Origin of the sequence: Mesorhizobium sp. M7A.T.Ca.US.000.02.2.1 (assembly GCF_003996995.1) — a bacterium.
In the GTDB taxonomy this organism is placed as follows: Bacteria; Pseudomonadota; Alphaproteobacteria; order Rhizobiales; family Rhizobiaceae; genus Mesorhizobium.
On sequence record NZ_RZTT01000494.1, the window covers coordinates 1 to 3,963 of the forward strand.

The window sequence follows — 3,963 nt, forward strand, 5'->3', positions numbered from 1 at the left end:
CCGCCTGGCTATCCAACCACCCCAAGGTCGCTTCGGTGAACTATCCAGGCCTGCCGACCGACAGGAACAATGCGCTACAGAAGAAATACTCGCCGCAGGGCGCCGGTGCCGTGTTCACCTTCGCGCTGAAGGGCGGCTATGACGCCGGCGTCAAATTCGTCGAGGCGCTCGAGTTGTTCTCGCACCTGGCCAATGTCGGCGACACCAAGTCGCTGGTCATCCACCCGGCCTCGACCACGCACCGCCAGCTTTCCGACGAGCAGAAGGTCAAGGCCGGCGCAGGACCGGACACGGTGCGGCTTTCGATCGGCATCGAGGACGTCAACGACATCGTCGCCGACCTCGAACAGGCGCTAGCCAAGGTCTGACCGATCATGAGCGAGTCAAAATTTCTTGCCATCGGCGTCGACAGTGTCGACGCCGAACAGGGCGCGCCGGCGCCGGATCGGCTGATCTCGGGCGATCCCAAATTCCGCACCTGGAATGTCGAGGAGCGCGACGGCGGCCTTTACGCCGGCATCTGGGAATCGACCCCGGGCAAATGGCGTATCGTCTATGACGAGTGGGAGTTCTGCCATATCCTGTCCGGCGTTTCGGTGATCGCGGAAGACGGTGGGCAGGCGCGCACCGTCAAGACCGGCGACAGCTTCGTGCTCAGGCCCGGCTTCAAAGGCAGCTGGGAAGTGCTTGAAACGACTCGCAAGGAGTATGTGATCAGGCTCTGATGCATGTCGCCCAAAGTGGCTCGGTTTTGGGAGAACGACATGCATAGAAACAAGGGCCTAAAGCGCGTCGCGCTTTAGGCATCGACGCTGATCAGACGATGCGGTCGATATCGCTGTCCGAGAATCCGTATCGCGCCATCATCCGTCGGTGCCAGTCGCTGCCCACCAATTCATCGAGGCAAGCATCGATGCGCCGGAGCAGGGCTGAATTGCCTTTGGCGATCGCGAAGGCACCGGCCGACGGCTGCTTTTCAATCGGGGGAACCTCGACAAGCCCAAGCGGCATATCGGGCCGCCGGGTCAGATAGCCTCGGTGCGCCATCGCAACGCTGGCGTAGGCGTGCACCGCGCCGCTGGCCACTGCGTCCGCCGCATCCGCCTGCGTTGCAAACGTCCTGACCTGCTCGGGCGCGATTCCGTTGTGCAACGCCGTAAGATGCTGAACCTGATCGGTTATGACACCAATCAACGCTGTCCGGTCCTCGGCAATGGATTGGTAGCCGCGAAAGCCACGCGGATTGTGTTTCGCGACCAGCAACCCGTCCTGCAGCGCCCAGATCGGCCGTGTGAAGTCGACAAGCTGCCTGCGCTCTTCGGAGACGAACAGGCCGGTCGTCATGGTCCAACGGCCCTCGACCAATCCCGGCAGCAGTTCAGCGAATTCGGTTTCGATCGGCTTAAAGCTCGCCAATCCGAGCATGTCACCGAGCCTGCGCGCAAGCTCGACGTCACAGCCTGAGACCTCGCCCAATGCACCTGCAAAGCAGAATGGCGGCTCTTCCAGGAAGGCGAATTTCAACTCAGTCAGGTCAGGCAAACCGGCGCCACCTATTTCCCCGGGCACATTCTGAGGCAGCCCCGGCTTGTGGCCGTCAGAAGCCGACGGCGAGCGTTTCCAGCCCATGGAAATGGTAAGTGTCCCGAAAGCGCGCCTCTTCGGCAAGATGCAGCTTCGGATGCCGTTCGAACAAGGTTTTCAGCGACACCTGCAATTCGAGCCGGGCGAGCGGCGCGCCGATGCAGAAATGGATACCGGCGCCGAAGGAGACGTTCTTCTGGTCGGCACGGTCGGGCCGGAAGGCGAGGGGATCGGCGAAGGCGCGCGGGTCATGATTGGCCATGCCCAGCAGCAGCCCGATCGTCTGGCCCGGCTGCACGACGATGCCGGGCGCGACCTCGATCTCCTGATAGGCATAGCGCGCGAACATGTGCAGCGGCGCGTCGAAGCGCAGGCATTCCTCGACCGTTGCCGCGGTCGCCTCGGGCGAACCGAAGAAGCGGCTGACATCGCCGCCTTGCAAAAGGATCGAGCGGACGGCATTGCCGGTCTGATGCACGGTCGCTTCATGGCCGGCATTGAGCAGCAGGATCGCCGAGGACACCATCTCGTCCTCCGACAGCCTCTCACCGTACTCCTGCGCCGAGATCAGCAGCGACAACAGGTCGTCGCCGGGATCTCGGCGTCGCTCGGTGACGTAGCCACGGAGGAAATCCGCAAATTCGCGGGCGGCGCGGTTGGCCGTCTCCTCGATCGCGCGTGTGCGGCCATGCATGTACATGGCGACCATCTGGTGCGACCAGTCGAGCAGTTGCGGCCCCATTTCGACCGGGACGCCGAGCATTTCGGCAATGATGGTGATCGGCAAGGGCGCCGCGAAAGCAGGCAACAGGTCGACCGTCTTGCCTGGTTCGAAACGGTCGATCAACTCGTTGGCCAAAGCCTCGACACGCGGCCGCAGCCGTTCGACCTGGCGCGAGACGAAGGCCCGGTTGACCAGTGTTCTCAGCCGCGTGTGCACCGGCGGCTCCAGTTCCAGCATCGAATTGGCTTCGACGCCGTCGAAGGCCCTGAGATGGCTGCGATCCTGTCCAATGCCGCGGCTGTCTGGAATGCCGGCCGGGTTCTGGCGGCCGAAGCGGCGATCGCGCAGCAGCCGGTTGACGTCGTCGAAACCGCCAAAGCACCAGAAGCCGAATTCTTCCCAGAAGAATGCATTCGATACGCCGTGCAGGAAAGAATAGGCATCATAAGGGTTTTGGAAAAAAGCCGGCTCGTGCGGGTCGAGCCGCAGATGTCGAGTGGCTGGATCAAAGGCCAGAGCGGGAAGCGTCAATTTGCTCATGCCAGACCAATAGCGCGGCTTGCCAGCCTGGTTCCAGACCGTATGTTGGCGCCCGCAATCCAATATGTTGAGCCAGCCGACCGGCTGCGGAAAGTCTGATTTGATGAATGTGATCGTTGTCGGCGCGGGTATTGCCGGTCTCTCGACGGCGTGGTCGCTGGTCAAGGCCGGCCACAGCGTTTCGATCGTCGAGCAAGGGCCGATCCCAAACCCGATGGCCGCGTCGGGCGACCATCATCGCATCATCCGCCGCGCTTACCGCGCAGGGACCGGCTACGGCCGGCTGATCACCGAAGCCTACCAGGCCTGGGACGAGGTGTGGGCCGATCTCGGCGAAAGCCACCTCGATCCCAGAGGATTTGTCTGCATTTCGCGCGAGCCGGGCGACGAGGCCGAGGAATATCGCGAGGGTCTGGAAGAAGGCAATTTTCCGTTCGAATTGCTGGAGCCGGATGCAGCCGTGAAGCGCTGGCCGTTTCTGGAAGCCGGGTCGTTTCGCTACGCCTATTTCTCAACCGAAGGCGGCGCCCTGCATTGCCGCAAGATCGCGTCCGGCCTGGCAAAGTGGCTGCGCGCCAACGGCGCCAATGTCTACGAAAATAGCAAGGTCGTCGAAGTCGACGCCGAAGCCGGCCACATCGTGCTCGAAAGCGGTGAGACCATGCAGGCCGACCGCATCGTTGTCGCCGCCGGCGCCTGGGTGCTAAAACTGTTTCCGGAGCTGGACGGCGAGCTGAAGACCTATCGAACCGCACTTGCCTATGTCGAACCACCGGCCGACCTCGAGGCGGCCTGGCAGGCGGCACCGGTTGTCCTCGATGTCGGCGGCGCGATCGACGGCTATGTGATCCCGCCCTCCGGCGGCGCCGGCATGAAATTCGGGTCCGGCCTGCACAGGGTGCCGACCAGCGACGCCGATTGGAACCGTCAGCCGGTGGCGGGCGAGGGCGAGGCGATCCGCAACCTGTTTTCGCCGCCGATCGCCCGCATCGCGGAGTATCGGGTGACCGAGGTCGTCACCTGCGCCTACACCTTCACATCAAACGAAAAATTCATGGCGCATGAAAAGGGCAAATGCCTTGTTGTCTCGGCATGCTCCGGTCACGGCTACAAGT

At 62.8% G+C, this 3,963-nt stretch carries 5 protein-coding genes; 3 read left to right on the forward strand and 2 right to left on the reverse strand.

What is annotated here, in order from left to right; all coding sequences use genetic code 11:
- On the forward strand, nucleotides 1-368 hold a 368-nt coding region (locus EOD15_RS30130; RefSeq protein ID WP_185929115.1), incomplete at its 5' end, for a PLP-dependent transferase.
- A gap of 6 nt (nucleotides 369-374) precedes the next feature.
- On the forward strand, nucleotides 375-725 hold the full coding sequence (locus tag EOD15_RS30135; protein WP_127320386.1) for a cupin domain-containing protein: 351 nt from the start codon (nucleotides 375-377) through the stop codon (nucleotides 723-725).
- A gap of 91 nt (nucleotides 726-816) precedes the next feature.
- On the opposite strand, the gene EOD15_RS30140 is transcribed toward EOD15_RS30135, so the two are convergent.
- Together EOD15_RS30140 and EOD15_RS30145 are read right to left on the reverse strand one after the other, a co-directional pair.
- On the reverse strand, nucleotides 817-1,629 hold the full coding sequence (locus tag EOD15_RS30140) for a transporter substrate-binding domain-containing protein (protein WP_127320387.1): 813 nt from the start codon (nucleotides 1,627-1,629) through the stop codon (nucleotides 817-819).
- Nucleotides 1,598-2,848: a cytochrome P450 gene (locus EOD15_RS30145; protein WP_127320388.1), complete on the reverse strand. Its 1,251-nt coding sequence runs from the start codon at nucleotides 2,846-2,848 to the stop codon at nucleotides 1,598-1,600. Before EOD15_RS30145 ends, EOD15_RS30140 begins: the two co-directional genes overlap by 32 nt.
- 103 nt (nucleotides 2,849-2,951) lie before the next feature.
- Here EOD15_RS30145 and EOD15_RS30150 point away from each other — a divergent pair.
- Nucleotides 2,952-3,963 (forward strand): FAD-dependent oxidoreductase (locus tag EOD15_RS30150; RefSeq protein ID WP_127409111.1); only part of this gene is annotated, 1,012 nt, incomplete at its 3' end.